At 53.6% G+C, this 25,272-nt stretch carries 20 protein-coding genes and 6 pseudogenes; 10 read left to right on the forward strand and 16 right to left on the reverse strand.

Annotated elements, in window-relative coordinates; translation table 11 throughout:
* Nucleotides 1-184 precede the first annotated feature (184 nt).
* The 8 genes from K3762_RS19700 to K3762_RS19460 form a co-directional block, all read right to left on the reverse strand.
* Complete coding sequence (locus tag K3762_RS19700) at nt 185-964, reverse strand: glycosyltransferase family 2 protein (protein WP_409202476.1); 780 nt, start codon at nt 962-964, stop codon at nt 185-187.
* A gap of 3 nt (nt 965-967) precedes the next feature.
* Nucleotides 968-1,687, reverse strand: coding sequence for an alpha-1,2-fucosyltransferase (locus K3762_RS19430; protein ID WP_260013414.1), 720 nt, complete (start codon nt 1,685-1,687; stop codon nt 968-970).
* Between the two features lie 10 nt (nt 1,688-1,697).
* Nucleotides 1,698-2,723: a glycosyltransferase family 4 protein gene (locus K3762_RS19435; protein WP_260013410.1), complete on the reverse strand. Its 1,026-nt coding sequence runs from the start codon at nt 2,721-2,723 to the stop codon at nt 1,698-1,700.
* Complete coding sequence (locus K3762_RS19440) at nt 2,723-3,301, reverse strand: hypothetical protein (RefSeq protein ID WP_260013411.1); 579 nt, start codon at nt 3,299-3,301, stop codon at nt 2,723-2,725. Before K3762_RS19440 ends, K3762_RS19435 begins: the two co-directional genes overlap by 1 nt.
* Nucleotides 3,298-3,972 carry a WecB/TagA/CpsF family glycosyltransferase gene (locus tag K3762_RS19445; protein WP_260013412.1) on the reverse strand — a complete coding sequence of 225 codons (675 nt, stop codon included), beginning with the start codon at nt 3,970-3,972 and terminating at the stop codon, nt 3,298-3,300. The genes K3762_RS19440 and K3762_RS19445 overlap by 4 nt, the downstream gene beginning before the upstream one ends.
* A gap of 2 nt (nt 3,973-3,974) precedes the next feature.
* Nucleotides 3,975-5,081 carry an O-antigen ligase family protein gene (locus K3762_RS19450; protein WP_260013413.1) on the reverse strand — a complete coding sequence of 369 codons (1,107 nt, stop codon included), beginning with the start codon at nt 5,079-5,081 and terminating at the stop codon, nt 3,975-3,977.
* A 312-nt stretch (nt 5,082-5,393) separates the two neighbouring features.
* Complete coding sequence (locus K3762_RS19455; protein WP_260013370.1) at nt 5,394-5,750, reverse strand: MarR family EPS-associated transcriptional regulator; 357 nt, start codon at nt 5,748-5,750, stop codon at nt 5,394-5,396.
* Nucleotides 5,751-5,893: 143 nt separating this feature from the next.
* The gene (locus K3762_RS19460; protein WP_260013371.1) at nt 5,894-6,574 is read right to left on the reverse strand and encodes a metallophosphoesterase family protein; all 681 of its coding nucleotides are present in this window, start codon (nt 6,572-6,574) and stop codon (nt 5,894-5,896) included.
* Between the two features lie 644 nt (nt 6,575-7,218).
* Here K3762_RS19460 and K3762_RS19465 point away from each other — a divergent pair.
* The gene (locus tag K3762_RS19465) at nt 7,219-8,562 is read left to right on the forward strand and encodes a polysaccharide biosynthesis/export family protein (protein ID WP_260013415.1); all 1,344 of its coding nucleotides are present in this window, start codon (nt 7,219-7,221) and stop codon (nt 8,560-8,562) included.
* Between the two features lie 240 nt (nt 8,563-8,802).
* Entirely contained in the window at nt 8,803-9,318 is a 516-nt protein-coding gene (locus K3762_RS19470) for a transcription termination/antitermination protein NusG (RefSeq protein WP_260013372.1), read from the forward strand.
* Between the two features lie 37 nt (nt 9,319-9,355).
* On the opposite strand, the gene K3762_RS19475 is transcribed toward K3762_RS19470, so the two are convergent.
* Nucleotides 9,356-10,654, reverse strand: coding sequence for a glycosyltransferase (locus K3762_RS19475; RefSeq protein WP_260013373.1), 1,299 nt, complete (start codon nt 10,652-10,654; stop codon nt 9,356-9,358).
* A gap of 481 nt (nt 10,655-11,135) precedes the next feature.
* Here K3762_RS19475 and K3762_RS19480 point away from each other — a divergent pair.
* The 3 genes and pseudogenes from K3762_RS19480 to K3762_RS19490 all read left to right on the forward strand — a co-directional run.
* Nucleotides 11,136-12,289 (forward strand): IS3 family transposase gene (locus K3762_RS19480; protein WP_260013374.1). Its coding sequence is split into 2 segments (ribosomal slippage): nt 11,136-11,388 and nt 11,388-12,289, totalling 1,155 coding nucleotides; the frame shifts between segments, so codons are not numbered across the junction.
* A gap of 248 nt (nt 12,290-12,537) precedes the next feature.
* On the forward strand, nt 12,538-14,664 hold the full coding sequence (locus K3762_RS19485) for a polysaccharide biosynthesis tyrosine autokinase (RefSeq protein ID WP_260013375.1): 2,127 nt from the start codon (nt 12,538-12,540) through the stop codon (nt 14,662-14,664).
* A gap of 685 nt (nt 14,665-15,349) precedes the next feature.
* Nucleotides 15,350-15,546: pseudogene (locus K3762_RS19490) on the forward strand (hypothetical protein); the annotation flags it as partial.
* 236 nt (nt 15,547-15,782) lie between these two features.
* Here the strand turns inward: K3762_RS19490 and K3762_RS19495 are convergent.
* The 4 genes and pseudogenes from K3762_RS19495 to K3762_RS19510 form a co-directional block, all read right to left on the reverse strand.
* Nucleotides 15,783-16,055 (reverse strand): hypothetical protein, encoded by a 273-nt coding sequence (locus tag K3762_RS19495; RefSeq protein ID WP_260013376.1) that lies wholly within the window; start codon nt 16,053-16,055, stop codon nt 15,783-15,785.
* 22 nt (nt 16,056-16,077) lie between these two features.
* Nucleotides 16,078-16,908, reverse strand: a complete 831-nt coding sequence (locus K3762_RS19500; protein ID WP_260013377.1) for a hypothetical protein — start codon at nt 16,906-16,908, stop codon at nt 16,078-16,080.
* A gap of 123 nt (nt 16,909-17,031) precedes the next feature.
* Nucleotides 17,032-17,165 (reverse strand): annotated as a pseudogene (locus K3762_RS19505) (IS5/IS1182 family transposase); the annotation flags it as partial.
* The gene (locus tag K3762_RS19510; protein ID WP_260013378.1) at nt 17,152-17,391 is read right to left on the reverse strand and encodes a hypothetical protein; all 240 of its coding nucleotides are present in this window, start codon (nt 17,389-17,391) and stop codon (nt 17,152-17,154) included. The pseudogene K3762_RS19505 and the gene K3762_RS19510, both read right to left, overlap by 14 nt.
* A 248-nt stretch (nt 17,392-17,639) precedes the next feature.
* On the opposite strand from K3762_RS19510, the pseudogene K3762_RS19515 reads away from it, so the two are divergent.
* A pseudogene (locus K3762_RS19515) lies at nt 17,640-18,669 on the forward strand (IS110 family transposase).
* Nucleotides 18,670-19,017: 348 nt separating this feature from the next.
* On the opposite strand, the pseudogene K3762_RS19520 reads toward K3762_RS19515, so the two are convergent.
* Nucleotides 19,018-19,242 (reverse strand): annotated as a pseudogene (locus tag K3762_RS19520) (IS3 family transposase); the annotation flags it as partial.
* A 36-nt stretch (nt 19,243-19,278) separates the two neighbouring features.
* Between K3762_RS19520 and K3762_RS19525 the strand changes: the two are divergent.
* Together K3762_RS19525 and K3762_RS19530 are read left to right on the forward strand one after the other, a co-directional pair.
* A pseudogene (locus tag K3762_RS19525) lies at nt 19,279-20,118 on the forward strand (tyrosine-type recombinase/integrase); the annotation flags it as partial.
* 189 nt (nt 20,119-20,307) lie between these two features.
* A complete protein-coding gene (locus K3762_RS19530; RefSeq protein WP_311199002.1) occupies nt 20,308-20,514 on the forward strand; it encodes a hypothetical protein in 207 nt (68 codons plus the stop codon).
* Between the two features lie 271 nt (nt 20,515-20,785).
* On the opposite strand, the gene K3762_RS19535 is transcribed toward K3762_RS19530, so the two are convergent.
* Both K3762_RS19535 and K3762_RS19540 read right to left on the reverse strand, forming a co-directional pair.
* Nucleotides 20,786-21,853: a ParB N-terminal domain-containing protein gene (locus K3762_RS19535; RefSeq protein ID WP_260013379.1), complete on the reverse strand. Its 1,068-nt coding sequence runs from the start codon at nt 21,851-21,853 to the stop codon at nt 20,786-20,788.
* A gap of 1 nt (nt 21,854) precedes the next feature.
* Nucleotides 21,855-23,159: an AAA family ATPase gene (locus K3762_RS19540; RefSeq protein WP_260013380.1), complete on the reverse strand. Its 1,305-nt coding sequence runs from the start codon at nt 23,157-23,159 to the stop codon at nt 21,855-21,857.
* Between the two features lie 359 nt (nt 23,160-23,518).
* Between K3762_RS19540 and K3762_RS19545 the strand changes: the two genes are divergently transcribed.
* Both K3762_RS19545 and K3762_RS19550 read left to right on the forward strand, forming a co-directional pair.
* A complete protein-coding gene (locus K3762_RS19545; RefSeq protein WP_260013381.1) occupies nt 23,519-24,214 on the forward strand; it encodes a DnaA N-terminal domain-containing protein in 696 nt (231 codons plus the stop codon).
* 107 nt (nt 24,215-24,321) lie between these two features.
* Nucleotides 24,322-24,654, forward strand: a pseudogene (locus K3762_RS19550) (transposase); the annotation flags it as partial.
* Nucleotides 24,655-25,272 lie beyond the last annotated feature (618 nt).

A 25,272-nucleotide genomic window follows, 5' to 3' on the forward strand; every position in this document is an offset into this window, starting at 1 on the left:
ATCTACTTTTCACACTCCTTGGTTCACAAGTGAAAAATGCGACTCGACCTACGGGCTCGAAGCGTTCCTGAAATCCCTCAAAGACGATTGTTAGATCCAGATGTTCCGACACCTCAGCAGTGATCAGCTTTGCGAGAGCCGAGTCTACATCCGCGCCAAACGAAGTCACTATATTCATAGCTTTTTATGTCTTTCCGACGAATGTTGCGGCTGCGAAAAAAGCGTCAACGATTGCCCCGATAAAAAGCGCGGGCTTTCGCGACTGCCAACCTAGACGAAATTTCAGCTTTGTATTCTCAAGAAAGGTCTGCCTCAAGCCCCGGCCGGACGTTTGCTGATTTTCGTGGACACGGTATTTTATCCAACATTCGTTCGAAACAAATATAGACATATCGTAGATTAGCGCCCTAAGCCATAGATCATAATCTTCTGATCGGACCAAGTTCCTATACCCCCCTAACTGGAGTAGCGCACTACGCCGTGCGCACATTGTAGGGTGGATAAGATAACATTTCACATACAAAAGGCGGCCTGTGAAGTGGGCGTTCTCGATCCCTCTAAGCCGCTCAGAAGAAGATGAACTTCCTTTGCGGATTTTAATTGCATCTGAAAACACAAAGTCGGGCCGAATACGATCCATGATAGATATTGTACGGACGAACCGATCAGGTTCACATAGATCATCGCTGTCCATTCTAGCAACTAATTCACCTCGAGCAAAATGTATTCCCCGGTTCAACACTAAAGGAAGACCTGCAAGACCATGACAATCTACAATTGTCATTGAGCCTTCCGAAAAGTTCATGCGAAGGAAATCTGCGATAAGGCCTTGGTCGGGGCCGTTAGGGAGGACGAGAAATTCCCATTCACAAGTCAGGGGTTCCAAGGCTTCAAGCGTAGTCCTTACGGCCTGGTAAACAAACTCGTCTAGCCGACCGATTGGCATAATCACAGAAATTTGCATCAATTATCTATAGACTACTTGCAGAAGATTGGGCAGAAGACCCGGCTGGAACTGTTTCGGAAATACCGCAATACGAGTGGCATTGCGAGTTGACAGGGCGGCACAGAGCGAGAATGTACTGTTCGATCCTATTAAGACTTGGCACGTGCTGAGCCGTCTGAATGTGCTGGCCTCATCCATTTCCTTAATATCACCAAGCTTGCTAGTCCGTGGGAATAATGAGGGTACTAGCTCTGGGCTATCAGTAAATATATCAACTTTACCTGCACCCCCGAACTCCTCAATCGCCCCCGAGTAGTATTCGTCCGTACATGTAAGGTAATCCTTGTGCTGGTGGGTGTAGTCACCGAGACGGATATGGACCCCGGTTCTGGCTGAAGGGATATCGTCGGTGGTCGCCGATGGTTGATAGAGCTCCATAGCACTCGCGACATCCCCAGCTGCTTCTCTCCAATTTAAATCAATGAGATTGGAAGGAGAGTAAAGCAGCCCGAACGGTGTGTAGCGCAATCGGCGGAGCAGAGAGTAAACAGTTGAATAATGATTTATCCTATTGTCGATTTTATCTCTCGGCAAGGCAATCGAGAGCGGCCGCGGAGTATCGTTATGTTCGACACCATCGAACCAAGAAGTATTGTAGTAGATTTCGCGCTTTAGTTCTCGCGCCACTTTCATCCCATGTGCGACAGCAAGAAGCTGATTCCCCAAACCTCCTGAAACCATCAGCACTAGCCTACTCATCAAAAACAAGCTCCGCAAGCTTTTCCATAACAGTGGAGGACCTATAGTTCAAAGCGGTTTTACGTGCGTTTTCTGAAAGCATTTGCCACTTATCATCATCTAAAACTTCGAACTGCAGTATTGCCTTTAAGTACCCCCTCCAAGAATTTTCGCCAACAAGATACCCGTTAAATCCTGGCAGCAGATACTCTGGAATAGCACCTAGCCTAGGCCCTATCACGGGAGTTCCAGCTGCCATTGCTTCAAGTGCGACAAGGCCAAGACTTTCATTTAGTTTAGTTGGAAAGATCAAAGCTTTTGCGCCTGCATATAAATCTGCCAGGCGGCTCCTAGAACAACCTACATGCACAGTCAGGTTTTCAACACTTTTTGCCACACCAGAAAGAGTACAGGCTCCCGTTCCTTCCGTAGCAATAACGAAATTAACGTGGGGAAGCTTTCGCGCTAGTTCAACCACCTCGTCCATACCCTTTCCTGCCTCCGCTCGCCCACAGGCAAAATAATAGGAGCGGGATGGCAGCATCACGGAGTTAAAAAACTGATCTTCCACGCCGCCAGAAGGACTGATCCAAATGGCGCCCCTCTGGAAGCCATGATCGACGAGGCGGTCTTGAAGAAACGCGCTTGGAGAGACGATCACGGAGGACCTTCGAAGCGCCTTGCGGACAATCAGGCTTAGTGCGCCTCGATAAAGTTTACTTGAAACATGTTCAAGCAACAATTCCCCGCCATGAACATGACTGATCACCCGGTGGCGCAGCAGTGGGGATAATAAAACAAATGGAAGGCCCGTATGGCTAACATTATGGAGATAGAAAGTTCCAGAAGGCCTCTTAAGAAGAGTGATAATAATTTTTGAATAAAATTTGAAGTACCTGCGAATCTTCCCGCCCTCGTGTGAGAGAAACAAGACTTCAACAGCGCCATGTTTTCGCAGCTCATGCTCAATGTTCGCTACGAAAACACCATACCCGGGACGAGCGTCGCTTGGATACATGTTTGTCACAATCGTAATCACTAGTTCACTCTATCTTGCAGCGATAACTCCAAGCCTTGCTGCCGAAAGAAATTTTTGGCTTCTGCTAGACGAGAGTACTCAAATATCTCATATCTACCACAAGTGAAAGACCCAGCTCTACCTTTGAAAAAGTAATTGTTACAAATTCGACCCTTTTGCTGAATAAACTTGTCAAAAGAGCCGTCGTAATTGTAGCGCCGCTGATGCATCCTATAATTCGATTGGTTCACCTCCTCGTTCGGTCTTGATATAGAAACCAGCGTAAAATTTTGGTATTCAGGGAAAAACAATGTCAGACACTCTGCGTCTGTGTGCTCATTTATTATTGGTGTGCCGGTTAAAAAGTGACCTGCAATTATCCTAAACGCAACGTATGGATGTCTTAGCGAAGCAATGAGATTCCTTATTCCTAGTCGCAATCTTCGATAGTTCTTGCCCTCGACCCTCTCATCGCCAAAGCCAAAGGGCAACTGAATGTCGTCGCTTCCTAGCTGAGCGCTAAGTTCTGTTTCAATCGCGGTCCCGGCGGTCTTGAAAGTTTTGATAAAGATGAGCTTTTTCTTAGTGAAGATGATCATATGCAGCCCAGTGATATTAGAGACTTCTTAACCTTTACTAAATGTCCTTTCGTAGACACAGCGCGCCACAGCCACTCAAGAGCTAGCTTGCGGACTAGCCTAGGAGCGCGCCGCTGCCTGCCCGTGAGGAAGTCTATCGACGCCCCAACGCCCACAATCGCTTTGGGCTGGAAGACCGATAGCTCGTCTTCGTAGTTATCAATAAACCTTTCCTGCTTTGGGCACCCCAATGCCACAAGAATTACGTCGTATCTATTACCTGAATACTCTTCTAATGCAGCACTTAGCGCTTCTGCGGCCCCACCGCTGTCCACAGTGATCGGTAATACGTCTAGCTTATCGACTTTCGAAATCTTCCTCAGCTTAGGCACATCCTCCTCAACGGAACCAATCACAAGAACTCGCTCAATGCCACCTATCGCTCCAATAAGTATTTCTTCCGTCATATCCGAGCCAGTTATTACTTGAACTCTTCGTTTGGTTAGGACGCGGAGAATAGCGGCTATAATTCGGCTATCAATGGAATACCTAAATGAAGACGGGTTGCTTAACGCTCCATGTTGAAACACCTCATAAAAGACCTGAAGGTTTATCGTCATAACCTTCGCGCCAGAAAGCCTCGCTAGATGGTGATATGCCTGAATATCCGGACTAAGATCTCTGATCCTCATTTTTACCTCACTGCCCGATGAACTAGATATAGAGTGAAAGCCGGACCTGCATAATAGAAGACGTGACCGCTAAGAAAGGAAACGCAAAAAACGTAAACCGCCGTAAAAGTCAGAACGCGGTCGCCAGAATGCATGATCAACCGCAGAATCGGCAATGACAAAATCATCAATCCTATCAGTCCAAAATTTGCATACATATCAAGGAAATCGGATTCTAAATTTAGCGGGTGTTGAATATTATTCACACCGATGAAAACAGTGAGAATTGTCTGATCGTTCAGCATTTCCAGCCAGCGCTCCAATCTCCCGGAGAGAGCTGCCAATGCTATGTCGCCTTTGTCGGAAAAAAACAAGAACCGCTCATAAGCCCTAACTCCAAAAGCGGAGACGCCATAGTAGAGGGCGACGACTATCGCAAAGAGGATGAAAAGATCACCGAAAGTCCTGAAGCGCCGGATCTTTTCAGCAGCCAAAACGACTAACAGCAACCCGCACGAAATCACTGCAACCTTCGTCATGATCGCAATCCCACTTATAAGCACACCTATCCTTAGGAGGTCGTCGACGCCTCTGACCGCTGGCGATTTAAACCAAGCTAAGGAGATTATCACGACGATAACGGCCAGCTCATTTCCCGAATAGTATATTCCCTTCACACCACTTGATAGAAGCCCCCCGCCGCTGGAAATCAGCTTTGTACCATACGTGGAATAACCGTAGAACAGCGCTCCGATAACAGAGTTTAGAATAATAATCGTGCTCGTGCAGCGAAGCATTGGCCTAACTCTTATTTCAGGAGCGCGACTATTATTAGGTTGAACCGCCAGCCAAATGAGGGTTGAGTAAATCAAGGTAGAGGCAGCTAGTGCAATTCCATCATTGCGCACCCCGGTAGGCAAGAGAGCGACGCTAGCAGCGAGCATCGCCGAACCGACGTAGCGGTATGACCGTCTATCGCCAGCTCTATGCATTGCATGCGCGACATACCCCGCCATCAACAAGGGCAATCCACTAGCGCCAAACAGCCTTATCACCTCGCCATTCAGAAATAGACCGGCGAAGAGCATGAGCGCGATGAAAGTGTCCCAAGTGGAAGATTTTACTTTCATCGCGCTGCCTTTGAAGAGCTACGCTTAGGTAATTCCGTAACTGCTTTGGATACTTTAGATGCTGCGCCAGGTACAAAAGACAAAGATATGGAGATTCGCAGAGAATATTCGACCTGGTTCCACCGCTCGATGATCAGGCGTGTCATTAGCAGGTTGCTCCGGGCATTCTTCATTATTACGCCGCCGTATTCGAGAAAATTCATCGTAGTTAGGCCTTAGCCAGCGCGATTTAGCCGCCAAAGGTCTGAATTGACGAGGCCCCTTTGTTAAACCCTCAATAACGCAAACTATCGGGGGTTTGTGCCAAGCTACTCAAGCCGCGCCCCCCTGCCCCGCATTCTCAGCCCCCAATTCCTCCTGCAAGGCCGCGATCTCCGCCCGCAACGCTTCATGCTCCGCCATACGCCTTTGAAGAAAATTTTTGGTCAGCCGTGCGCGCTCTAACACCCCGCGGGGCGTCAACACATAGGCGTAGCGCAGCTTATTGCCCGAGGCGCGAAAATTGCTGACTTTCACCTGGCCCTTCTCGACCAATCCTCTCAGACAGTAATTGACCACCCCCAGACTGATCCCAAGCGCCTTTGCCAAGTCCCGCTGTGAGAGTTTGGGGTTGGCTTCGAGCGCCCGCATCACGCGGAAGCGAACATCGTCATCACTGGATTTGGTCATTGCCTCATAGCGTCACGGCTACCGCACCAGAGCATGCGGGATGCAACTCCGGGGGTGAACAGTCAGGGCGTTCATTTATGAACGCTTAAAGATGCGCTGCAGCAATTGAAAGCCCAATTTTTGAGAGGTCGGCTAGGCGTCGCTTAAGCACGCGCCTCTATAAAGCGACATTCTCCCGGCAGGATATGGGCGGCCGTCAATCGCCCCGTGAGATGGGCTCCGGTATCCACTCCGATCCGATCACCCATCAGCTTGGCCCGCCTGACGACCGTATGGCCGTGCACAACAATATTACCATCCGAACGGGGCTTCGTTAAAAAGTCAGGATGACCCCAAAGCAAAACCGTCGACCGTTGATCCTCTGGGGGGCGCTTGGGTGACATCGCTGCATGCACACAGTGCATGTTGCCTGTAGACCAATGCTTGGGCAGTTGACGCAACCAATCGTGAAGACCTCTGGGCAAAGCGTGTTGCAACTCGTTGGCCAAGTCTATGGTCGCGCCTGATTGAATGGCGTTTTCGGGCACGTCGATCCCAAAGCTGGCCAGGGTCGCTACACCACCATTGCGCAACCACTCTCCCCCTACGCCGGCAGGGTCTTCAATGAAGTCAAGCAGCATGCGCTCATGATTGCCCATTAAACAAATCACCCGGTCCGGCCGAGATTGGCTTAGCTCATGCAACACCAGCAAAACTTCGCGAGACTGCGGCCCACGGTCAACATAATCGCCCAGAAACACACAGGTTTCATTACCGTGTGCCGCCTCATTGAGACGCTTGAATAAAGGCCCCAACTGGGCCGCACAACCATGGATATCGCCCACTGCAAAGAAGGGCTCCTTTGGGCGGAGGCGCGCGGAGGTGATATGCGCCGGCGCCGACCGGCGCCAATTATCAAGCTGAGATAGGATGCGGGGTAGCACGTTTCTGTCCCGGTTTGTTCAAGGCTGATAGCTAGGAAATTTTGCCCGACGTAACTGGACCGCACCCAATAGGCCATATCAAAATACGACTTAGCTCCGAGAAAGCTTATACTCGCCGACGAGGCCCCCGCGGGGGAGGTTATTGGTCTTAGGGCGCAATATTTGTAGACTGGCAAAATTTGAAAGGCGGGCGCCACGCAAGCAGGGAACGAGCGGTCTATCCGACCAACATGGAAGTTAGACGATGCCGTACTGCCGGCGCATACTGTAGGGGACAGGATCAATTCGCCGGCCCCCTTTTGCCGCCCGCGGAGCGAGGGACAGAGCGCACAGAACCTGTTGCAAAAACGGCATAACGATTAAAACAAGCGACCGTATGGAACGGGGCTGGGTTGTGTCCTGCCGCCTGTGAAGGGATGCTCAGCACAACTCGAAATTTGGAGAGTCTCCAACAAAAGGCTCCGGTGAAAAGCGTTCAGGCGCAGGCCACCGCTCCAACATCAATTGCATATATCGTTCGCCGATTGCTTTCCAAAGGTTTGTCTATGTTTAAACATTTGATCGCCATTTCACTCCTGTCCATCGTCACCGGCTGCGGTGTGGCCTATGTTTCGCCCACCGTATCTGAAGAAGAAGGCAAAGTGCGCATTGTGCGTTTGACGTCAGACACAGTATCTGCGGCGAACCGAGCCGCCTATGTCCCTAAAGAGCTCCCAGCTGCCTTTTTCCAAAACGCAGGCGGCGCGGGCGCGCTGCGCGCGGCCGGTGCCACCCCCGCGCCTGTCTCAGAGATTCAAACCCGCCCCGCCGACTTGGCGCTGCGAGTGCCCAAGACGCCACCGCGCACCACCTATGATATCGGCGTAGGCGATGTACTCCTACTGGCCTCCCGCGGTGGGGGCAGTACCGTAGAAGAGCTCAGCGGCCTACTGGCCGCGCAAAATCGTCGGCAGGGCTATACTGTTCAAGACGACGGCGCGATTGCGATTCCTGATGTAGGGCGTGTCACTGTCGCAGGTTTGACCCTCGAGGATGCCGAAGCTGCTCTGTTCCAACGCCTTTTGGAAGCTCAGATCGACCCCTCCTTCAGCCTAGAAATCGCTGAATTCAACTCAAAACGGGTCTCAATCGGCGGGGCGGTCGGCACTGCGGCTGTCATTCCGATCACCCTCACCCCTCTCACGCTCGATCAAGCCATTGCGACAGCTGGCGGCATCCAAACACCTGATCTGGACTATGCCTCCATCCGTCTCTACCGCCAAGGCGATCTCTATCAGATCCCGCTGGAGACCTATTTAGAGTCTCCCGACCTGCAAAAAACACGGCTGGTCGCCGGTGACAGTATCTTTGTCGATACCGAATATCAGCTAGATCGCGCGCAGGCCTATTTCGCAGAACAGATCACACTTCGGCAGTTCCGTCAGCAGGCGCGTGTACAGGCCCTTGCAGAACTGCAAACGGAAGTGACCCTGCGACGGGCAGCGCTCGAAGAGAGCCGGTCAAACTTCGAAGCGCAATTGGACAATGATGCTATTGCGCGCGACTATGCCTATCTGACGGGCGAAGTTAGCCAACCGGGCCGGTTCACCTTGCCTTTCGGCCGCACGGCATCCCTAGCCGACGCGCTCTATTCCCACGGCGGCTTTGACACGCAAACGGGCAATCCGACTCAAATCTACGTACTTCGGGGGGCCCAAAACACCAGTGAAGCTGTAACCGCATTTAATCTCAATGCAAAAAATGCGGCGGAGTTGATCCTAGCCACCCGAATGGAGCTGCGCCCCAATGACGTTATCTTCGTCGCGGAACAGCCCGTCACCCGGTGGAACCGCGTTATTACTCAGATCACCCCCTCTTTGCTGACCAGCGTCGCCAGTTCTGTAAATTAACGGTCTGGTCCTACGCGCCTCTCTGAAAGGGGCTTCAATATGAAATTGACGGGGGAGCCATCGGTGGCCCTCCCCCGTATTTACGCTAAGGGAGCAAGAGTTTGCCCAAGTATGGCGAACCTTGCGGGGCGGCATTCCTTCGGCGCTGCATGTAAGTTATGGGCAATCAACAATCGGATTTTAGCGACCGCGCCCTGTCATATTGTCCGTCCGTGGCACTTACAGATTGAAGGACCGAGAATGTCGGATGCGCCAAAAATGGGCTGGTTCGTGGCGCAGCTGCGCCCGAATGGGCTTGCACAAGCACGCGTGCACCTACGCCGTCAGCGATTTGACAGTTTTTCTCCCGAGCGTATAGGCACCCTGCCCCACCGAGGACGCCTTGTACAAAAGCGCCAACCCTTATTTCCCGGCTATCTTTTTGTTCGCTTCGATCCATGCACCCCGGGCTGGAGCGCGATTAACAACACGCGCGGCATTGCTCGGCTTCTTCTCCCAGATCCACGCTACCCCCGTGCGTTACCTGAAAGCCTCATGTCCGGTCTTCAGGTCCGCTGTGGGCCGGATGATCTTGTGAAGCCTGTAGACGATCTTGAGGTTGGGGACCAAATTCGGATCCTTTCGGGCCCATTTGCCGAATTCATTACGCAAATTGACGACCTCCCGGATTCCGAAAGAGTTGGCGTGTTGTTGGACCTAATGGGGCGAGAAGTTCGGACCTCGCTTCACCGCAGTCAGATCAGCAAGACGCGTTAGCGATATCATCCGCCGCGGACTTCAAATATGCAAGTCGTTAAGCTTTCTTGAGAAATTTATCGTAGGCTTCAATATCCGTCCGGAATTTACCCTCGTAGGCCACGTTCTCATTATCTGCAGCGGTGGCTTGTAGCGTCCAATCGGTTTTGCCGGCCTCTCGGAAAATCCGAACGTCCAAAACCTCGCTTTCGCGGACATAAATACCAGACAGTGGTGATACCTGAAGGCGTGACCGTCTACGGCCGAGTGATCCAGCGGCTACATAACGGACCCTACGGAAACGACGTGCAGGGAAAAATTTTACTGCAGATATATAGGTCACCATGAACAACAGAATAAAGCATGCCAGCGCAATAGTTGCCAAGATGGGTTGATCCCACAGTAGGACACCGGCGGCGATCGGGACTGAGAAAAAGGGTGCAAGGATTAAGCTCGCAATAGGATTATCGAACCGACCCCGGCGCCCCGCCACCATGGCGACTGTTCGTACGGCGATATGGTGAAAGTGTAGTCGATCCGGTTGGCCCGTTGCGCGCCGCGTGGCGCGCCTGCGCAGGATCGAAAGCAGCGTGTCGCAGACCGGCCAGAAGAGCAGCAACAAAATGGCCATGCCCGCCACAGAGGGGTTCCGCGCAACGAGAATGATCCCGAGCCAAGCTAGGATATGGCCGATCCCGTAGGCTCCAGCATCTCCCAAGAAGATCCGCCCAAAGGGCCAGTTCAGGAAGAAAAAACCTAGGACCGACACCAGCAAAAGGCCCGCCACGATTTGGATGTCTGTATCTCCAGTCTGTCCTGCGATCGCAATAAAGCCTATGGACGCTGTCATAGAATAAAGAGCAGAAAGTCCGTTCAACCCGTCTACGAGGTTTAGCGCATGGCATGTGCCAGCAGACCACAGCAAAGTAATCACGACGGCCGGGATAAGCCATCTCAGCAATGCACCATCAGTCAACCCCAGGTCCGGCACAAGAGACCCGGTAACGCCAATCGCGAGGGCCGCAGAAAGAAAAGCCGCAAAAAGTCGGTTGCGGGGACTGACATTCCGGTAAATGTCTTCGTGGAGCCCTGCCCAGAACACGACAGCACCTGCCGCAAGAGCTAGAAGAAGATCGCGGCCTATTTCGTTATAATAAAACAGGCAGCCAAAACAGAGCCCTAGAATGATTCCAATCCCGCCCACGCGGGGGGTCGGACGGGTGTGTTGTGACTGAGGCGCGGAAAGATCGCGCAACATATGCTCATGGGACATAAGCAAATTCGGGCGTGCAATAAAGAGTAGGCTCAATGCCATACTAAAGATAAAGACGGCACCAAAGACCAAGGGTTCAAACATAAAAAAGACAACCATACAAATACAAAGCTAGACCCGACGCAACTGCGCGCCCGGAGAAACAAAACCTAACCGGTTGCTCGGAAGAGTAGACAACAACAAAAGCACATTGGATACAGACACTTTAAATCTCAACCCACAGAACGCCTTTCATTACAACACAACGCTAAAGCTGACAGGCGTCGCTGAATAACCGCACTGCGAGACGCGGCCAGAAATATGGTTTGATCACACGGTAATCCAGACCAAATCCACTGTTGTCGTTTCGCATCGCACTTGCCATGCTCTGAACCATTTAACAACCGCATATGAGCGGACATACGCGCACCAAGCCAAGATAGAATTACATCCACACTATGCAGCCTATGATTGCTAAGGTCAGCAAATCAAGTTGTCCTATTGACTGAGGTGCTCCCCGAAAACTGGGCACAGACGTAAGCTCTAATTTGCTGTCTGTTGATCTTCATCACGAAGGAGATCGAAGATGTCGAAACGGAAACAACATGCGCCCGAGTTTAAGGCGAAGGTGGCGCTTGAGGCCTTGAAAGGCGAAGAGACTGTGTCGGAACTGGCGAGCCGGTTCGGTGTGCATCCGACGATGATAAATCAATGGAAACGTGCGCTGCTGGATGGTGCGTCCGGTGTCTTTGAACGCGGCGGGCGCAAGACGCCGGTTATCGATGAAGACCAGGTCAGGGACCTGCATGCCAAGATTGGAGAGCTGGCGGTGGCCAACTCTTTTTTGGAAAGAAAGCTCAAGCCCTGGGGCGGGAAGTGAGGCGCGGCATGGTCGAGCGCGACCATCCGGACCTGTCGATTGGCCAGCAGTGCGCGCTGCTGTCGATCCCGCGATCGTCGTTCTATTACACGCCGCAGGGTGAGACGGAGCAGAACCTCGCACTGATGCGGCAGATCGACGTGCAATTCCTGGAAACGCCGTTCTTCGGTGTTCGTCAGATGACGTGGCACTTGCGGAATGAGGACCATGCGGTGAACGAGAAGCGTATCCGCCGGCTCATGCGCTTGATGGGATTGATGCCAATTTATCAGAAGCCCAACACCAGCAAGCCAGCGAAGGGGCACAAGACCTATCCATACCTCTTGCGCGGACTGCGGGTGGACAGGCCAAATCAGGTCTGGTGCGTTGACATTACCTATCTGCCAATGCGCCGCGGATTCCTCTATCTGGTAGCGATCATGGACTGGCATACTCGGATGGTTCTCTCGTGGCGGATCTCGAATACGCTGGACGCAGACTTTTGCGTCGAGGCGCTGAACGAAGCGATCTATCGGTTTGGACCGCCAGACATCATGAATAGCGATCAGGGATCACAGTTTACATCCTTCGCTTGGACAGATCGCCTGCGCCGGTCGGGCATCCGCATCTCGATGGATGGCAAGGGCCGCTACCTGGACAACATCTTTATCGAGCGTCTGTGGCGCACGCTGAAATACGAGTGCGTCTACCTGCATGCCTGGGAGACCGGGTCGCAGGCACGCGCCGGTGTCCGCAACTGGATGGAGTTCTACAATAACCGCCGTCCGCACAAAGCACTTGGCGGCCGACCACCAGCAGTGGTTTACTCGCTGAAAGTCGAAGCAACGCAACCCGATCAGCAGGAGCAGATCAGAGCTTAAAAAGCGCCAGATACTGTCCAAGCAATGGGGAGCACCTCATGACCGAGCGAGTAAATTCGAGTTCCCCGTGCTACGATATTGGGGGTCGAACGGCGCACAGAAAGCGCGGGTAAAATGGCCCTGAAAATTATTCTGATGAAAGGCGCCCTATGGCGATGTCCCGCGCTCTCCTCAATAGCCGGTAGCATTGGGAGATGTTTGGGGTTAGGAGACGCCATCGCAGTAGGTACCGGTTAGCATTAGACAATATGAAACAGTTCTCCAGAGCATCAGGGCATCTCCTCAATGATCCCACTGACGGCGATGAAATTGACCTCGCCAGTCTGTTCCAGACCCTTTGGCGCGGTAAATTATGGATCGCCCTATGTGGGCTTCTCGCGTTGATAATTGGGGGTTATTATGCCTATGGGATTGCCGTGCCTGTTTACACGGCTAAATCTGCGGTGGCCCTCGAGAGCAGGCAAGAACAGGTGATGGACATTGAGAGCGTCGTCACCGGCCTAGGTGGTGACCAATCTACAATCAACACCGAGGTCGAGGTCCTTCGGTCACGCGGATTGATCGAGACCCTGGTCTTAGACCTAGCTCTGCTCGACGATCCAGAGTTCAACAGCAGCCTTCAGCCCCTCCCTCGGTTTTCTACGGGAAAGCTTATTGGATTCTTGCAAGAATTAATTGGGGCGCAAGACACGCCGACTGTCATTTCAGAAAGAGCTACCTTGGACCGGACCATCAATGCGGTTCTCGAATCCCTTTCAGTGTCCAATCTGCGTCAAAGCTTTGTTTTTGAAATCACGGCAACCACGCAAGACCCAATGAAATCAGCCGCGATCGCAAATCGGCTTGCCGAACTGTACATCGAAAGCCAGATTGCTGTTAAGTTTGAGAAGACGGAAGCGGCAACAGCTTGGCTCAGTGAACGGGTCAGTGGTCTGCAAGTTGAATTGGAAACGGTGCAAGCAGAGCTGAAGAACTTTTCGACTAGTACCGATCTCATCGATGCAGCAACACTCGCTGCCCTTAACCGACAGGTTAAAGACCTAAGGGATCGACGTGTGACGCTCGCGGCTCAGGCGGAAGCAGCCGAAATTCGCCTAGATAGATTGCGTGATGCTGCGAGCATCGGCAACCCAAACGAATTTGCCCAAATCGCGGAAGATCCACTTTTAGACCAGGCTTTGTTGCGTCTGGAGGAGGAGCTTGGAAGTGGACAAGAAGCTTTTGATGCGCGCAGACAGACATTGATCGCTCAGGCTGAACTCGAAGCCACCCGCGCCCGGTCACAACTTAGTGCCATTGAGGCTTCTATCGCTGATGTGACTTCACGTATCGACACTCAGTCCCAAGAATTGGTGACACTGGAACAGCTGCAACGCGAGGTCCAAGCTAGTCGTCTTCTCTACGAGGCCTTTCTCAGCCGGTTGAAGGAAACCAGCATACAGCAAGGGATCCAGCAGGCAGATAGCCGTCTCCTTAGCCGCGCCGTCGTCCCCCCTGCCCCATCAGCTCCTCGAAAGTCACGCATACTAGCGCTCTCTCTCATTCTCGGGCTAATGGTTGGTGCCGGTATGGTGTTGCTTCGCGAAATGGCGCAAACCACGTTTCGTACACCTGAGGATCTTGAAACCAAGACGGGCTATACTGTGATTGGCCAAATCCCAAAGATCTCGGTCAAGGCTCGGAGGAATGTACTCGAGTACCTTACGCAGAAACCAAATTCTGCCGCAGCCGAATCTGTGCGGAACTTGAGAACGTCCCTTCTGCTAGCGAACCTTGATACGCCGCCTAAGGTCATTATGTCTACGTCTTCTATACCCGGCGAAGGAAAGACAACCCATTCGATTGCTCTGGCCCAGAACTTTGCCGGCCTAGGTGCGAAGGTGCTGCTCATCGAAGGCGACCTAAGGCGCCGTGTCCTTGCGGAGTATTTCTCTCACGATCACCCTCATGGCTTCCTATCCGTGATGTCGGGGGACGTCTCACTGAAGGACGCCACGGTATATGATGAAGCGCTGAATGCGGACATTCTTTATGGGGAGAAATCTCGTGTGAATGCAGCTGATCTATTTTCTTCGAGAACATTCACTGATTTCATTAAAGAATTGCGAAACCACTACGATCATATCATTATTGACTCGCCGCCCGTTTTGGCGGTTCCGGACGCGCGCGTGCTTGGGCAGCTTGCTGATACGATCATCTATTCTGTCAAATGGGACAGCGTTACCCACCGGCAGGTGTTGGACGGGTTGAAATCCTTGGAGAGTGTCAACCTCAAACCAAGCGGGTTAATTCTCAGCCAAATAGACAGGAACAAGCTAAAGCGTTATGGCTACGGTGATAGCTACCAAGCTTATTCGGGATACTACACAAACTAGTACCGGCTTTTTATCTTTTCGGAGAGCATTGACTGCGGGACTAGGCTTAGAGGGCGTGCGACAAGAAGGCGATCCGGCTTAAAAGCTATTTTACCCTTGCAATGGACGTTCAGGTTTCAAAATCTGCCTATACGGTTCTGTTCAGATCTGAATGGTGATGGAATAATCTTCCCCAGGGCTTATTTCACGTAATGTACCACGATGCGACTGAACTGGCCCCCATTTCGACCGGACACCTTGGGCTAACCAGGGAGGCTTAGGGATAGCCTTTGGCACGAGCTTATGTCTGAGATAGAAAGTAACCGCGCCATCGGTACCGCAGGTTACGCGGCTTGGCTGTCTGCTACTTGTCCCAACGCCTTCCAGTTCCACGGCAGGAACTCATACAGTTTGTTGATCTTGTGGTCGTTGATGCGGACGAAAAGCCGATAACTGGTTCGGAAAGATGCCTTATCGCTCAGCGACAGCGTTCACCGTCGCACCCACCACAAGCGTATCTGAAACCGCCTATGCCTTTGCAGTATCCGACCATCGGCGGTGTCCGGACAAATAAATCTCAACGCCCAGTGATCTGAGAAACGAATTTGTAGCGCACATTGCGAAACGCACTCCCCATCATAAGATGGGTTCGTTCTCACAGAGCGGATCACACCCTACAATGTGTCCCCGTACCACGTTTACTTAGGTGCGCGTCAGTCCGCTACCCAATGCCGAAACCGTTTTGAATTTGATAGGAGAATGGATCGAGGACTATAACGACAACCACCCACACAGCGGCTGAAATGGCGCTTGCCTCGCGGGTTCCTCAAGACCAAAATCGAAACCGCTTTGGTGTCCGGCGACCGCGCTACTTCGCATGTGCCACAACATTATGCGGCTTAGCAGATATTTTCACGCCTGGAGAACGTGCCAAAAGCTGACCGCTGCGCAGATTTCTTCGGCGCCGCAATAAAGGAATTAGACCAGAAACTGTTCTCTCGATTCAGGTGAGTTCGGCAGAAAAACTATCTTTCGGCGTGATGCAGAGATCAGGCCGAAAGATATTAGTAGCGTTTGTTGAACGGACAGCTGTGCAGGTATCATGGGGCACAAGTACGCCCTACAACCTGTCCCTGAGGCTATGAATAATAAGCGAGCAAAATCGCAATAAAGCCCGACGTCACTACATAGGTATTACCGCCAGCTACTACAGTAATGTCCCCACCTGGGGTTACGCTAGAAATGCTGCTGACAGACACCCCCGTAGCCCGTGTGATTGCCGCTGCAATCACACCGGGACCGATTGTTTGACCCGCGCCACCGGGTGCAGTGATCGTTACGGTATCCCCTGCAAGCGCACTATTGGCGAAAGTCATAGAAACTGCCGCGGACATCAGAAATTTTTTCAACATAGGCTTAACCCCTTTTTTAATGTCAGAAACCGTAGGCGACCGACAAGGTCATTTGCTGACGGTTGGTGTTGTCTGTCACGTCGAGAAGATTGAGTGATGTGCTAATGGTCGAATTAGGAATATTGAAGGACGCGCCGAGATTGAGCTGTGTTTCAGTGAAGGACATGCTGGCACTCATATTCGGGGTGATTCCCACACCCACGCCAGCAAAGGCCCCATCTTCAATCTCGATACCATCTGACTGTCGGGTATTTTCAGTACCGTATCCGACGACAAACTGAAGCGGTACTTCCACATTCCCTTTTTCTATGGCAACGATGTGCGACGCGTAGACAGTATACTGCTCAGACCGGTTCGAATTTACGCCCCATGCTGCAAGGTTGGACACCGTTGCACCGACAAAGGTTGCAGAATTTCCGCTCACACGCGCAAGACGAGATGCAGAAAGACTAAGCGAACCAGCGTCTCCTAACGGCTCTAGCCCGGTCAATGCCAGCCCAAAAGTTAGGCTAAGATTCTCAAGGGGGCTGCCAACACTATACCCGGCCACGAGATCCCCGTCGCCACCGGCACCAGATACTCCGCCCCGCGGCGTGGCATAGGTCAGTCCGACAAAACCGCTTCCCGATCTCGGTGCAACAGCCGATGGTGCACCTGCTACCGTTGGAAACGCTAGCTGTGTGCTCGGGCTGGGGAGCGATGCCTGCGGCGCCAAAACTGCGTCACTTTGTGCAAAGGCAGAGGACCCAAATGTGACGACAACTGTAGAAATTGCTAAAAGGTTTTTTGACATTCCATTCCGCCTAATTGAATTTTCGGTTCTAAGAAAATTTGTAGGATAGTTGATAGTCATTCACAATATTCTTCCCCCGAACTGGGTTGGCGATGTGATCATTCTAACAGATAGATGCCCGTTTGTGATACTGGTACAACAGATTGCACGTCCTGGGGGTCTCCAGCCGGATGAACATGATGCGATACGATCTCTGCGCTTGTAACAGCACTTGTCATACTTGCCGGCTTCCTTACGCTGCTTCCGACCCGTAATGCAGGGCTTACTCTGTTTTCTTCTGATGCCTCTTTTGACCAGTAAGCATCATAACCGGGATCCCAGAAAGGTCGAGGCCCAAGGCGCGTGGGATGTCATCATTCCTTCCAAGGCCTCCAGAACCCGGGCAAATTGCCGGATATAGGTCCGCGTTTGTTTAAGCGCAGAAGCGTAAAGCGTGGTCACTGCTTCAGCCGTATCGCCCCCCTCGTCGGGCGCATAGGACAGCACAAGCTGCGCCATCTCCCCAAAAGATCGGTCTTTGCGGATCAGGTTCTCATCAACCATTTTCCCGTAGAGGTCAACGAGCGGTTCCCCGCGGGGAACCATCGCGGCGGGGATACGGCTGTACCGGGGGTCTCCTGTCTCTTTGGCCAACAGTCCAAAGGCCGTCGGAAGCCCTGGATTAGTTCAAAGCCATTCTCCGTCTTCCTTACCCGGATTGGGTTTAAGGGGGACTGATGCTGTAACCGCCCCCCCGAGACGTCACTCTTGTGTCAAGGTGGGTCATGTTTGATCCAATTAGGAGGACGGTTATGTCAAGGCCTGTTACTGTTGGTCTCGATCTCGCAAAGAGTGTGTTCCAAGTTCACGGTGCCGATGCATCAAGCAAGGTATTGTTTCGCAAAAAGCTGCGACGCGTTCAGGTTTTGGGGTTCTGCAGTGAGTTACCAGCTTGTGAGATCTCAATGGAGGCTTTGGGGGGGTGCCCACTTTTGGGGCCGCGAAATCGGCAAGTTAGGGCACGAGGTGCGGTTGATCCCGCCCTCCTACGTTAAGCCGTTCGTGAAGAGGCAAAAGAACGATGCTGCTGATGCCGAGGCGATTTGTGAGGCTGCGGTGCGCCCGACAATGCGGTTTGTTTCCGTGAAGAGCGAAGAAACGCAAGGCGCGGCAATGGTTTTTCGTGTCCGGGAACTTCTCATCCGGCAGCGGACCCAAACCATCAATGCCTTGCGAGGGCACTTGAATGAATTCGGGCAAATCGTACCCCAAGGCGTAGCAAATGCCTCGAAGCTCGTGGCACTCGTTGAGTGTTCAGAGTGTGAACTGCCAATGGAAGCCATTGCAATGTTTCAAGCCCTCATTGCAACACCCGGGCATTTTAAAACAGAAATTTCCAAGCTTGATGCCGAGATCACCCGCCCGGCCAAAGAAGACGAGCTTGCGCGGCGCCTGAGGACAGCACCAGGTATCGGCCCACTGATTGCCACTGCAATTGCTACTCTTGTTCCGCCACCATAAAACTTCCGGAGGGCGCGTGATTTTGCCGCCTGGCTTGGGCTGGTGCCGTGTCAACATTCGACGGGCGGCAAGCAAAGGCTTGGGGCAACGACGAAGATGGGAGAGCGACCTCTGGGACGATTGCTAATTACTGGTGCGAACAGTGTCATAGTCAAACGACACACCCATCAAGAGGCTCAGCCAGGAACGTGGCTGGGTAATCTGCTGCTACGCAAGCCACCGATGTTAGTTCGGGTGGCACTCGCAAACAAAATGGCGCGCATCGTCTGGGCCTTGATGGCCCGTGGTGGTGTCGACCAGTCTCCGGTAGCGGCAGCATAAGGCTGCCGTGGCTGCGAGAACGTCGGAGCGTAAGAGGGCAAGGAGTGGCTTGGCGCAATAGTCGTGAGACAGGTTCAACAAGTCAGTACGCAACATGTGCCAATGAGCACGCGGGACTGATCTGACTTTGAGCTTCGAGCACCATACGGGCCCGCAGCATGTAGTGCGCTGCATCAGAGGCCGGATACATGTTAGCACGCGATAACGCGTCACTATCAGCTCAGAAATCACCTCTTGCGCAAGGGGGCGGTTATACATGTTGCGTTAACATAGAGCGTCGGCCGACTAACTCCGAACTTTTTGGCCAAGGCCTGGGCACTTTCTTGACGACTATATATCCCGACCACCATAGGTTGCATAATGTTCTAACGCCAACTGCTTCTGGGCCAATGAGAATTTAGGCGTGCGCGGCGCCGATTGTATCGGCAAGTCCTGCAGACGTTGGTATTCTCGATGCCACCCTTTAAGGGCGTTCTTCGTTGGATACCCCAACTCACGGATGGTGGCCTGCGCGCGCTTGCCGAGCTTGATATAAAGCTTAACCGCGCGCAGTCGTTCTTCGTAGCTGTACATGGACTATCTCCAAGATAGTCCAACTTTTCGTCCGCCCCCCCCCCCCCTGAGATGATCGGGCTCTACCTGCCAACTTGGCGGCCCCCACGGGAAAAGCCCCTGCCCTCTCAGTCTCGACCATCGAGCGCCGTCTTTCTGGCCTTAGCTGGAACTACAAGCAACGGGGCTTCAACCTCGATCGCAAGACCCCCCCATATCGCCACAGTGCTGACCGGCATCAAACGCAAACACGCCCGTCCGCCGGTGCAGAAGGAGGCGGTCCTGGCCGAGGACATTCTCGCGATGGTGGCCACCTTGCCCTACGACCTGCGCGGTCTGCAAGACCGAGCCATCCTGCTGGTCGGCTATGCGGGCGGTCTGCGTCGATCGGAAATCATCAGCCTCGACGTTCACGAGGACGACACGCCGGACTCGGGAGGCTAGACTGAGATCTTCGACAAGGGCGCCCTGCTCACCCTCAATGCCAAGACTGGCTGGCGTGAGGTCGAGATTGGCCGCGGGCCCAAGGATCAAACCTGCCCCGTGCATGCGCTCGAACAATGGCTGCACTTCGCCAAGATCGACTTCGGTCCGGTCTTCGTCGGCACCTCGCGGGATGGCAAGCGTGCCACGGACACGAGACTGAATGACAAGCATGTCGTGCGGCTGATCAAGCGCACGGTCCCGGAACGCGGAATTCGGTCCGACCTGCCGAAAAAAGACCGGCTCGCGCTGTTTGCAGGCCATTCGCTGCGTGCCGGCCTCGCCAGTTCGGCAGAGGTTGATGAACGCTATGTCCAGAAGCAGCTCGGCCACGCTTCGGCCGAAATGACCCGCCGCTATCAACGCCGGCGCGACCGGTTCCGAGTGAACCTGACCAAGGCAGCCGGATTATGACGTGGATCAGCAGTCTTCGGATTTTCAAAGCTGAAAGTGAAGCAACATGGCGAGGGAGATCGCTGCGGGCGGCTGGATCGTCCTGAATGAAAACGGCATGGTTCTGTTCTTGCTCCTAGTCCGGCCTGCGCGAGATCAAGCCCCCCGCACGCTGATCAGTTTTGCCCGGTACATGCCGTCGAACGCTACGTGTACTATGCCAAGATAAACCCAGGTCCGCTGTTCTGCCGCACCACCCGCGACAACAACCGCGTGCTGGATGCGCAACTGTCAGACAAACACGCGGCGCGGCTCATCAAAAAGACGGTGCTGGCCGCCGGGCTGCGCAGGGACCTGCCGGAAAAGCAACGCCACGCCCTATTCTCGGGCCAATCCCTGCGCGCCGCGCGGCCCTAGCCTCCCACGGAAATGATGTGGGTCTAACGCCGCCCCGGCATAGTCACAGAATACGCTGATGTGCGGCGCTGGTCTGCGCATCGCCATGGACCACAGCGGTCAATCGCATGTGAGAACGCGGGTGAAACCGGGCGGGGGCGTCAAAATTGGGTCATTCCTTCAAATCCTCCCACCCCTGCGGGTTACAAGCGCCCTCGCGCACCCCGCCAACCAATTAACTATATGTTTTTAATGGATAAAGAACGAGGTAACCCATGGGTTACCCCTATCTTTATAGCGGTTTTACACTTGAGCCGTTGCGCAGCTCATCCTCAAAGGCCTTGATCGCGCGTTCCAGCAAAGGCTTGGGAATGGCGGCGAAATCATCCTTGCTGACGATTCGACATTCACCCCGCCGCGCCGTCACCTTGAGAGAGCCGACGTGAAACTCAAACTTCTCACGCGGCTCCAGCTTTTTCTTTTGTGTCTGCGGCGTTCCCTTGGAGGCCTCCACAAATCCGGCCAGCACCTTATTCTGCTCCTCAGGGGTTTGGCATCCTTGTAGCTTGGCACGCAGCGCCTCGGCCGCGTCCTGTGTCTTGAACGCCCGCGCCACATCAACACCTAGGTTGCGTGAAATTGCCTTGGGGAAAGGCAACACATCGCCCAGCTGCGACAGCAGGAAAACAAAGCTGCGGATGTAGGATTTTTTCATCTTGTGTAGCGACCCGTACAGCCGCGCCACCAGAGCATCGGGGTCCGGCTCCCCCACCCCGCCATCCTGCGCGGCGGTGATGACAACCTGTGCCATCTCGGCAAACGTCAGATCTTCGCGCACGACGTTTTCTTCGACCATGTCAATATAGCGCGCCAACCGCCCATCATCGCCGCGTTCAATCCGTGCGGTGATGGTGCCAAAACGCGCGTCGCCTGTTTCCGCCATCAGTTGCGACAGCGCGGTAAAACGACGCCACCCTTTCTTGAGCTGATAACGGCCGTCCGGCCCCGGATAGACTTCGATGGGTTCCTTCTGGCCCCGCTCGCGGATCGAGGCCTTGAGTTCCTCCATCTCGGCCGAGGATGCCACGGCTTCCAGATCCATCCGGTCGCGAGGCAGATCGTCGGCCGAGATTTGCGACAATTCAAGCGCGATCAATACGCGGCCTTCGTCCTGCGCGGCGCGGAACGCTTCAGCGTCTTTGGCATTCTGGCGGCGCTTTTCGACTTTAGCGTCGGTGGCGTCTGTCAGGCTTTCCGCGGCTTCGCGCACCGCGGCACCCATCGGCCCGACCGACCGTTCGCGGTGTCTCGGGGCGTCGGGCTCCACCGGGGCAAAGCCGAATTTGTTGCTCTTGGCCATGTCACATCTCTCCTGTTTCTATGGCGCGGTCCCAGGCGTTCAGCATGGTTGCCCTGAATTCCTCATAAGACCGGTCAAAACTTTGCCGCGCGCGTTTCCAGGTTTCGCGGGTCATCTGGCGGTAGTCCTGTTCGTAAACCGACATCTGAAACCGCCCCGATTGTTCGACCGCGCGGGTCATTTCAATCGGGTTCTGGCAAACGTCAGCGCCAAAGACATTGCGAAAAGCATCCATCATCGCGGTATGCAAAGGGTTGTTGGTTTCAAAGCGGGTCATAAGGATACGGATGTCCATAAACCGTTTAGGAAGCGTTATACCTGCGTCCGCTGCCAGCTTACCAAACCCGTCCGAGATATCCTCCATCGCGTCGCCCAACTGGCCCAGATAGCTGGTGGTGGAATCGTATTCCCAGTAACCGGGACCAGAGGGGATATAGAGAATATCAGCCGCAAACGCCGCGTTTAGAGACTGGTAGCCGATGGCGGGCGGGCAGTCGAAAATGATGACGTCATATTGATCGTCGGGCAGTTCATCGAGATACCGCGCCACACATCCAAAGAACGACCATGCCTTGTGCAAGGCCCGGTATTGCGCGCTGGCAAATTCGACAAAGGCCGCGTTGGCGCAGCTGGGGATGATGTCGATGGTGGGCCAGCAGGTGGGCTGGATGAAATCCTGCGTTCGCTGCGCGCCGATGCTTTGCACATCTTCGGGCAGTTCATCGGAGGCGGGGTAAGGACATTCTTCGGGCAGGTCATAGCTGTTCATGATCCGGTCCGCCTCGTGGCACAGATCGCGGCACATGATGCCCCAGACGGTGTTGCCTTCCTTCACCTCGACCAGACCCATGGAGTGGGTGAGCGTGGCCTGCGGATCAAAGTCAATACACAGCACGCGATAGCCATCAAGCGCGGCGGCATTTGCCAGGTGCTGCGCCACGACGGTCTTGCCCACGCCGCCCTTGAAGTTGGACACGGCAACGCGGATGGCGCGGCCATCGGGGCGGCGGGGCAGCAGTGTTTTACCCCGGAACCGCAGGCGGCGGCGCAGTTCATTGATTTCCTTAAGGGAGAACCAGCGCTGGCGGCCATCATCCTGGGTTTCGCCCTGGGGCAGGGTGGGGTCTTCGGCCAGTTTCTTGCGCAGGGTATCGGGGGGGATATCGAACATGAACTGGCTAATTTCCCAGATCGAGAAGGGGCGCAGTGCCTTGACGACGCCAGGATCGAATGTTGCGCGCCGCACAGATGCCTGTTGTGCGAGACTGCGCGCGTTCATGTCCTGAAGGTCTGAATGGTCTCTCATGATGCTGCTCTTGCTATTGTCATATTTTTCTTCAATAACGGGATATGACCAAATTGGCAAAAGCAAACTTTGGGCTTTTCAGATCCTGTAGATTGGTCGTGCCCTCTGGATCGCAGGACAAATCAACTATATTTGGTGACAGATAAAGAAGTTTCCAACCAGTTTTGGTGACACGAAAGCGCCAATAAGGTGACATACAGGAGTCACCCTATACCTTATATACCTGATTCATACATTATATTGGAAATTCGTGTATTTCGGAGAGCATTGACAGAAAGCGGGATTTCATGCAGTTATCAACCTCAATGAGAATCGGCCCAATGGTGGTCGGCGTTGTGAGGTGAGACAGTGAGATTATCATGGAACCAAAGCGGCTGACCCGACCCGGTGCAGGGTCTATGAAATATGATGTGCTGACAGCACTAAGCGTTTCGGGGCTGCATGGCTCTCCAGCCCAACAAATTTCGATGACACGGCTTTGTTCCCTGATCACGGCACGGTACAATTGGAAACTGGACCATTTCTGCGTTGGCCAGCCAGAAATGGCGCGGATGTGGCATGTGACGGAACGTACCGTAAAACGCGAGATCAAACGCTGGGTGGATGACCGACTTTTGATCTGTGTGCGCAAGGGCGTGCGGGGCAGGGTCGGGGCCTATCGGCTGAACATTCTGCGGGTGTTTGAAGTATCGCGCGCGACCTGGTCCGCCGTTGGCACGGATTATGCCGAACGGATGGAGAGCATGGACCCGGCCCAAAGTTCTTCGGTGGTGAAGGTCGATTTTGCCAAGGCTGTGCAAGATGTCCCGCCCGAGAACGATGGTACGTCGTGGTCGGCGGTGTCAGAGCGGCTGCGCGCACTTTATCCTGACAAGCATCGCAATTGGTTCGCGCCCCTGCGTTTTGTGTCGGACGAGGGCGGGCGGTACACGCTGGCCGCCCGCAGCGGGTTTGTTGTGCGCTATCTTGAGAACCATTTCAGCACTGTCATGGCAGAGGCGGTTCAGGCCGAAGTCGGGCTTGGCAGGCGCATTGTTCTGATCGCAGATGTCTAGGGGGCATTGTCACATTAAGTCGGACCTGTTGGAAGCGTTGGAGATTTTACGTAGTTGCGGCGCATGAGCATGATCGTCAGCTACAAGCGCCACCGTTTTCCACCGAGACCATCGCTGACAGCGAAGTGCGGCCTATAGTCCACAGCGATCGCGGAGGCCACTATCGCTGGCCTGGCTGGCTGGAACGTATCGATGCAGCAAAGCTCGTTCGTTCGATGTCACGAAAGGCGAGTTCGCAGGACAATGCCGCATGTGAAGGCTTCTTCGGACGCCTGAAGACTGAGTTTTTCTATCCTCGCGATTGGCGAGCCTTCACCGTGGCCCAGTTTATTGACGAGGTTGACGCCTACATCCGTTGGTATGACGAAACACGCATCAAGATGTCCCTTGGTGGCAGAAGCCCAATCGAGTACCGTAAAAGCCTCGGCCTTATGCCTTAAAAACAGTCCAAGTTTTTGTCCGCACCCCCAACACTCAACGCACATTTTATGAAGTTTGAGTATGCATTGGATGGATGTCCATGGAGCGGGTCGCTGGAACTGCAGCGGCTTTCAAGAGCCTCGACAGCAAAAAACGGAATACCACTCAGGATTGCGTGCAGTTGTCTTTATACATCTCATAGGATAAAGTTACTACAAAGTATTTTTTCTCAGATAACTGTACGTACCAAGTATTTTGACTGCTTCAGCAATAAGATAGAGCGAGGCAATACGACTGTAGCCTGTCCGCGGCCTTTAAACTGCGACGTTTAACCTGCCCGTTCAAACCTGGCCGGAGGCTTTCTTATGCGCAAACGCCCCGAACTATTGACTGCGCAATAATTGGTGGCGGATTTGGTATCTAGGACGCCGTTGGCGTTAGGGCAGGGCGGGCGGCGGAGCCTTCTGCAGCGGGGCTGTTCTGCTTGCGCTCAGTGTAACGCGCGTCGGCGGAGGGGGCAAAACTGATCCTCTAACGTCTATATGATATTATATAGTCAATTTTTGAGCCAAAAGCCGGTTGGAGATAATCCGGTGTAATTTGAAAGAATGGGCGTCGGGCAGGCGGTACCTGAGGAG

It is taken from the genome of Sulfitobacter sp. W074, from assembly GCF_025142275.1.
GTDB lineage: Bacteria > Pseudomonadota > Alphaproteobacteria > Rhodobacterales > Rhodobacteraceae > Sulfitobacter > Sulfitobacter profundi.

What these genes read in the sequence shown, in the direction of transcription:
- K3762_RS19700 (WP_409202476.1), bottom strand. Translation starts at nt 964, where the DNA reads ATGCAAATTTCTGTGATTATGCCAATCGGTCGGCTAGACGAGTTTGTT.
- K3762_RS19430 (WP_260013414.1), bottom strand. Translation starts at nt 1,687, where the DNA reads ATGGTTTCAGGAGGTTTGGGGAATCAGCTTCTTGCTGTCGCACATGGG.
- K3762_RS19440 (WP_260013411.1), bottom strand. Translation starts at nt 3,301, where the DNA reads ATGATCATCTTCACTAAGAAAAAGCTCATCTTTATCAAAACTTTCAAG.
- K3762_RS19445 (WP_260013412.1), bottom strand. Translation starts at nt 3,972, where the DNA reads ATGAGGATCAGAGATCTTAGTCCGGATATTCAGGCATATCACCATCTA.
- K3762_RS19450 (WP_260013413.1), bottom strand. Translation starts at nt 5,081, where the DNA reads ATGAAAGTAAAATCTTCCACTTGGGACACTTTCATCGCGCTCATGCTC.
- K3762_RS19455 (WP_260013370.1), bottom strand. Translation starts at nt 5,750, where the DNA reads ATGACCAAATCCAGTGATGACGATGTTCGCTTCCGCGTGATGCGGGCG.
- K3762_RS19465 (WP_260013415.1), top strand. Translation starts at nt 7,219, where the DNA reads ATGTTTAAACATTTGATCGCCATTTCACTCCTGTCCATCGTCACCGGC.
- K3762_RS19470 (WP_260013372.1), top strand. Translation starts at nt 8,803, where the DNA reads ATGTCGGATGCGCCAAAAATGGGCTGGTTCGTGGCGCAGCTGCGCCCG.
- K3762_RS19475 (WP_260013373.1), bottom strand. Translation starts at nt 10,654, where the DNA reads ATGTTTGAACCCTTGGTCTTTGGTGCCGTCTTTATCTTTAGTATGGCA.
- K3762_RS19485 (WP_260013375.1), top strand. Translation starts at nt 12,538, where the DNA reads ATGAAACAGTTCTCCAGAGCATCAGGGCATCTCCTCAATGATCCCACT.
- K3762_RS19495 (WP_260013376.1), bottom strand. Translation starts at nt 16,055, where the DNA reads ATGTTGAAAAAATTTCTGATGTCCGCGGCAGTTTCTATGACTTTCGCC.
- K3762_RS19500 (WP_260013377.1), bottom strand. Translation starts at nt 16,908, where the DNA reads ATGACTATCAACTATCCTACAAATTTTCTTAGAACCGAAAATTCAATT.
- K3762_RS19510 (WP_260013378.1), bottom strand. Translation starts at nt 17,391, where the DNA reads ATGGTTGATGAGAACCTGATCCGCAAAGACCGATCTTTTGGGGAGATG.
- K3762_RS19535 (WP_260013379.1), bottom strand. Translation starts at nt 21,853, where the DNA reads ATGGCCAAGAGCAACAAATTCGGCTTTGCCCCGGTGGAGCCCGACGCC.
- K3762_RS19540 (WP_260013380.1), bottom strand. Translation starts at nt 23,159, where the DNA reads ATGAGAGACCATTCAGACCTTCAGGACATGAACGCGCGCAGTCTCGCA.
- K3762_RS19545 (WP_260013381.1), top strand. Translation starts at nt 23,519, where the DNA reads ATGGAACCAAAGCGGCTGACCCGACCCGGTGCAGGGTCTATGAAATAT.